The organism is Herminiimonas fonticola (assembly GCF_040395855.1).
GTDB lineage: Bacteria > Pseudomonadota > Gammaproteobacteria > Burkholderiales > Burkholderiaceae_D > Oxalicibacterium > Oxalicibacterium fonticola_A.
On the sequence record NZ_JBEBPO010000127.1, the window covers coordinates 1 to 5,401 of the forward strand.

Genomic DNA, 5,401 nt, shown 5'->3' on the forward strand with positions numbered 1-5,401 from the left:
ATGATGGGTGAACTGCCTGTCATGACTACGTAATGGGATTTCTCTGATTCCGGTACTGCCGGTGCAGCCTTGATGCGATAGACGGCAAACACCGCGAACAGGCTGAGTACCAGCGCAAAATAAAGCATCAGGCTTTCCGGATTCAGGATGTCCATCATGGCACCGGCAACCGTCGGGCCGATGACCGCACCGATACCGTGCAATAACAGGAGTCCGCCGGTTACTTCAAGTACGCGGGATGGATCAATCAAGTCGTTAACGTGCGCAACGCTCAAGCCGTACAGCGTAAAGACAAAACCGCCGTAAAGAATGCCGATCAGAATCAGCGTCTCTTCCGATGCTCTGGAGAAGAAAAAGCCAAGTGTCGCCAGACATGCGCTACCGATACAAATCCATAGCATCAGGAAGCGTCGATCATGCCGGTCGGAATAATGTCCTACCGGCCATTGAAAGAGCGCACCGCCCAGAATGGTCGCCGCCATGAAAGTGGCAACGCCAAGATCGCTAAAGCCGACAGCCTGCGCATAGACGGCGCCCATGCTGTAGAGGGCGCCATTCAATAAACCGGAAGCGATTGCGCCGACAAATCCGAGTGGCGAAATCCTGTACAGATTGCGTAAGCCAAGTTGAGGCGGCGCGACGGACACTGGCTCCGTTACCGGTGTCAGCGTAATTGGCAGCAGGGCAAACGAAAAGAGCACGGAGACCAGTGCAAATTGCACGAAGCCGTTTTTTTCGCCCACCAGAATCAGCCATTGCCCGATGGCCAGCGCGATAAAGGTTACTGACATATAGATGGAAAATACCTTGCCGCGATGGTTGCTCGGTGCAAGTACGTTCAGCCAGCTTTCAATGACGATGTACAGTCCGACCAGGCAAATTCCGGTAATCAGTCGCAACGCACCCCAGAACCATGGATCTATCCACAGGGCGTGCAGAATAGGAACGGTCGATGCGATGGAGGCCATGGCAGCAAACGCGCGTATATGCCCGACGCGCCGGATGATGGCAGGGCAGAGATAGGTGCCGAGAATATAGCCGACAAAATATGCCGACATGATCAGTCCGGTCACTGCCGTTGAAAAATCGGCCATCACTGCACGCAAACCGAGCACAGAAAAAAGCAGGCCGACGCCGACCACCAGCAAACCGGCGCCGCTGAGCAGCGAAGAGAGCGGGAGTAATAAACCCGCTATCGCCTGTCCTGCCGAAGAGTTTTTCTCCATCTAGTATTCAATCATCCGTAAAGTCATTTTGATGTCATTTCCCGTATGCGCCGACGCAGTTCTCTTTCCTGTCGCTGCTCCTCATCCCAGTCTTCGCGGATCGCGCGCCAGAGCGATACAACCATCAAAAGAATCACGAGCGTAAATGGCAGGGCGAACAGAATGGTTGCCGTCTGTATGGCCTTGAGGCCGCCAGCGAGCAGCAGGCTGATGGCGATGCCCGCAACCAGTGCGCCCCATATCATCTTGATTTTTGCAGAAGGATCGGGATTGCCGCCCGTGCTCATGATGCCCAGCACCAGCGTAGCCGAATCGCCTGAAGTAACGAAGAACACGAATACCAGCAGTGTCGCGACGATGGACATCAGCATACCAAGTGGCATGGCACCAAACATGGTAAAGAGAGCTGTCGATACATCTGTTTTTACCGCATCGACGATAGGCACATGCCCCCAGATTTCCATATATAAAGCGGTTCCGCCGAATACCGAAAACCAGATGAATGCAGCGAGCGAGGGCGCCAGCACCGTACCGATAATAAATTCGCGTATGGTACGGCCGCGCGATACACGAGCAATAAACAGCCCGACAAATGGCGACCATGAAATCCACCAGGCCCAATAAAACAACGTCCATCCGCCAACCCAGCTGCTGTCGCGGAAGGGTGTCATGCGCAAGCTCATGCGGATAAATTCGCTGAGATAGGAACCGAGCGTATTGGTAAGCGTATCGATGATGGCAACGGTGGGGCCAAGCAGGAATACGGCGAGTGTCAGTGCGGCAGCAACCACCATATTGAGCGTGGAAAGCAGCTTGATGCCTTTGGTTACTCCGGTAACGGCAGAGGTGACGAATACTGCAGTGGTGACCAGAATAATGCCCACTTGCGCTGTCTTGCTGACCGGCAGCCCGAATACGACTTCAAGACCGGTATTGATTTGCAGCGCACCCATTCCCAATGAGGCGGCAACGCCAAATGCGGTGGCGACTATTGCGAGCACATTGAATAGTCCCGACATCCGTCGAATCGGTGCCCATGGTAAAGCCTTGGTCGATTCGCTGATGAGTGCAACGCTCTGTCGCCGATACTGGAAGAAGGCAATCGCAAGGGCAACAATGCCATACACAGCCCATGGGTGGAGTCCCCAATGAAAGAATGCATAACGCATGGCCGCGTTAGCCGCTTCCGGCGTGCCGGGTTGAATGCCGGGTGGAGCGGAAGAATAATGAGAGATCGGTTCGGCAACGCCCCAGAACACCAGTCCGATACCCATGCCGGCAGCAAAGAGCATGGAGAACCAGGTGCTGATGGAAAACTCCGGCTCATCGTCCTCGCCGCCAAGTTTCAAATTTCCATAGCGGCTGACAGCCAGGAAAAAGGCGAATGCTACGAGCGCCAGCACAGTCCAGAGATAGAGCCAGCCAAAATTCTTGGTGACGCTGACCAGAGCAGTGTCGAACACGAGACTGAGCGATGCAGGTGAAAAAACGCCCCACAGCACGATCAGCAAAATTGATCCAGCGGAGAAAATTAATTGCATATAAGCCTTGGTGCGTGCTGTTGAAGTATGCTCGCTGGCGTTTTCAATCTTGTATCAACATTCTAATCGCTGTTGGCTGAATGACTGTTGGCGAGATGCACATGGTTTCAAGAGCCTGGTACAGGCGAATGCGGAAATGCCATCGCAGGCGGTCATTCAAAAATTCAAAACATCAGACGCACACGAATGCCTGATGCAATTGCAAGCCATCCTTCGATGGCCATTCCAATAAAAAAATCCCGCAAAGCGTGCGCCTTGCGGGATTTTTTATGCTTGAGAGGAATGAGGCTTGCTCATTCCTGCAGAGCGGGCACTTACATCATGCCGCCCATACCACCCATGCCGCCCATACCACCCATGCCGCCCATATCGCCACCGCCTGCTTTGTCTTCAGCGACTTCAGCAACCATGCAATCGGTAGTCAACAACAGTGCAGCGATCGATGCAGCATTTTGCAATGCCGAACGCGTTACTTTAGCTGGATCGAGAACGCCCATTTCAACCATGTCGCCGTAGGTACCGTTGGCAGCGTTGTAACCGAAGTTACCTTTGCCTTCCAATACTTTAGCCACAACGACCGAAGCTTCTTCGCCGGCGTTTTGCACGATCATGCGCAGTGGCTCTTCCATTGCGCGCAGAACGATACGGATACCAGCTTCCTGATCCGAGTTGTCGCCTTTGACGCTGATTGCAGCACGTGCGCGCAACAGAGCAACGCCGCCGCCTGGAACGATACCTTCTTCAACAGCTGCGCGGGTTGCGTGCAGTGCATCTTCAACGCGTGCTTTTTTCTCTTTCATTTCAACTTCGGTAGCTGCACCGACTTTGATCACTGCAACGCCGCCTGCCAGTTTGGCAACGCGTTCCTGCAGTTTTTCACGGTCGTAGTCCGAGGTTGCTTCTTCGATTTGCGCGCGGATTTGTTTGACGCGTGCTTCGATCGTGACAGCCTGGCCGTTACCGTCGATCAGCGTGGTGTTTTCCTTGCCGATTTCGATACGTTTCGCCTGGCCCAATTCTTCCAGCGTGATTTTTTCCAAAGTCAGGCCGACTTCTTCAGCAACGACTTGGCCGCCGCTCAAGATAGCGATGTCTTCCAACATTGCTTTACGACGATCGCCGAAGCCTGGTGCTTTAACAGCACAGGTTTTCAGGATGCCGCGGATGTTGTTCACAACCAGCGTTGCCAGTGCTTCGCCTTCGATGTCTTCTGCGATGATCAGCAGTGGACGGCCGGCTTTAGCAACTTGTTCCAGTACCGGGAGCAGGTCACGGATGTTGGAGATTTTCTTGTCGCACAACAGGATGAACGGGTTTTCCAGAATAGCGGTTTGCTTTTCTGGATTGTTGATGAAGTATGGCGACAGGTAGCCGCGGTCAAACTGCATACCTTCAACGATGTCGAGTTCGTCATTCAGGGATTTGCCGTCTTCAACAGTGATGACGCCTTCCTTGCCGACTTTTTCCATTGCTTCAGCGATGCGCTCACCGATCGAGTAATCGGAGTTCGCCGAGATCGCGCCGACTTGAGCGATTTCTTTGGTGGTAGTGCATGGCTTGGCAATCTTGGCCAGTTGTTCGACGGTTGCAGCAACTGCCTTGTCGATACCGCGCTTCAGATCCATTGGGTTCATGCCGGCTGCAACGTATTTCATGCCTTCGCGAACGATCGCTTGTGCCAATACGGTTGCAGTGGTGGTGCCGTCGCCTGCATTGTCGCTGGTGCGGGAAGCCACTTCTTTCACGAGCTGTGCGCCCATGTTTTGCAATTTGTCTTTGAGTTCGATTTCTTTCGCAACCGAAACACCGTCTTTGGTGACGGTTGGTGCGCCGAACGAGCGTTCCAGAACCACGTTACGGCCTTTAGGGCCCAAGGTTACTTTAACTGCATTCGCCAGAACGTTGACGCCTTCAACCATCTTGGCGCGCGCTGCGTCGCCGAAAATTACTTCTTTAGCTGCCATGTTGATTGCTCCTGAATATTCGTTAAGTGACAGTCATTAACTAACTGATCACTGAATTCCAACTAGAGATGACACCGGGTTTCGATTGCATGGGCATCGCCGCTGCAATCGAAAAATGGCATCACTTTTGTACGATTGCCATGATGTCTTCTTCGCGCATCACGAGGACTTCGTTGCCATCGACCTTGACCGATTGACCAGCATATTTGCCGAACAAAACGCGGTCGCCGACTTTAACGTCGAGTGGGCGGACTTTGCCGTCATCGAGGATTTTGCCGTTGCCGATAGCCAGAACTTCACCTTGATCAGGCTTTTCAGCAGCTGCTTCAGGAATGATGAGGCCGGACGCAGTTTTTGTTTCCTGGTCGAGGCGCTTGACGATGACGCGATCGTGCAAAGGACGAAGGTTCATACAAACTCCTTAGTTTTCAATAGGTTATGGTGATTTGCGGCATGGGCTGCAAAGCGTGCTTTACAGTGCATACATGCCGCACTAGAAAGTTGGTCGATCGGGGAAAGTTGTTAGCACTCTCTTCCGGCGAGTGCTAAGTATAGGGACGGTTGTTTAATAATTCAAGCCGGTGATGAAGAATAATAAAGTCTGTCCAGGCGAGTGTCGAAATTCATTTAATTCTGAATTCAATAGAAATTATCAAAAATATAACCATGG

At 52.7% G+C, this 5,401-nt stretch carries 4 protein-coding genes; all 4 read right to left on the bottom strand.

Going from position 1 to position 5,401, the window contains the following annotated elements; all coding sequences use genetic code 11:
• Nucleotides 1-1,226, bottom strand: a 1,226-nt coding sequence (locus ABWP27_RS12015; RefSeq protein ID WP_353157130.1) for an MFS transporter, incomplete at its 3' end; no start/stop codon positions are given.
• Between the two features lie 23 nt (nt 1,227-1,249).
• Entirely contained in the window at nt 1,250-2,767 is a 1,518-nt protein-coding gene (locus ABWP27_RS12020; protein ID WP_353157133.1) for a BCCT family transporter, read from the bottom strand.
• 314 nt (nt 2,768-3,081) lie between these two features.
• Nucleotides 3,082-4,731: a chaperonin GroEL gene (groL, locus tag ABWP27_RS12025; protein ID WP_353157136.1), complete on the bottom strand. Its 1,650-nt coding sequence runs from the start codon at nt 4,729-4,731 to the stop codon at nt 3,082-3,084.
• A 121-nt stretch (nt 4,732-4,852) separates the two neighbouring features.
• Nucleotides 4,853-5,143: a co-chaperone GroES gene (gene groES / locus ABWP27_RS12030; protein ID WP_011871932.1), complete on the bottom strand. Its 291-nt coding sequence runs from the start codon at nt 5,141-5,143 to the stop codon at nt 4,853-4,855.
• Between the last annotated feature and the right edge of the window lie 258 nt (nt 5,144-5,401).